The organism is Polaromonas sp. P1_E3 (assembly GCF_056405935.1).
This window is the reverse complement of sequence record NZ_JBFUBD010000807.1, coordinates 1-643: the sequence shown is the minus strand read 5'-3', so window position 1 is coordinate 643 and position 643 is coordinate 1. Positions and strand designations below refer to the sequence as shown.

Annotated in this window: 1 pseudogene; it reads left to right on the top strand. The window is 64.4% G+C overall.

The annotated features are described in order from the left end of the window. Positions 1-17: 17 nt before the first annotated feature. Positions 18-643 (top strand): annotated as a pseudogene (locus AC1D0Z_RS23650) (hypothetical protein); the annotation flags it as partial.

Below are 643 nucleotides of genomic sequence, written 5' to 3'. Positions count from 1 at the left end.
TGCTGTCCGCCAAAGCCATGGACCAGCTGACCACGGCGACGGTGAACAACACTGGTGTCATTGAAGCGAAGACGATCCAGAACAAAGCCGGGCGCATTCTGCTGATGGGCGACATGGAAACGGGTAACGTCAATGTCGGCGGCACGCTCGATGCATCGGCACCCACGGTCGGTGACGGCGGCTTTGTCGAAACGTCCGCGGCACACGTCAAGGTGGCTGACGGTGCCGTCATCTCCACACTGGCGGCCAATGGCAACCATGGCACATGGCGGATAGACCCGACCGACTTCACCATCGCCGCGGGCAGCGGCGCGCTGACCGGCAGCAGCATAGGCGCGGGCACGCTGGCCGCCAGCCTTAACCTGGGCAACGTCGCGCTGGCGACCAACAATGCCGGCGGTACGGACAACGGCGACATCCACGTTAACGCTGCCTTCACCTGGAACGCGGGCACCACGCTGACCTTGAGCGCCTGGCGCAATATCAACATCAACGCGTCCATCACCTCGCAGCATGCCAACGGCAAGCTGGCGCTGGAATACGGGCTGGGCGCCGTCAATGCGGGGAACACGGCGACCTACAACGTGCGCGCGCCGGTCAACCTGCGGGCCGGCGACAACTTCAGTACACGGCTGGGCAGCGA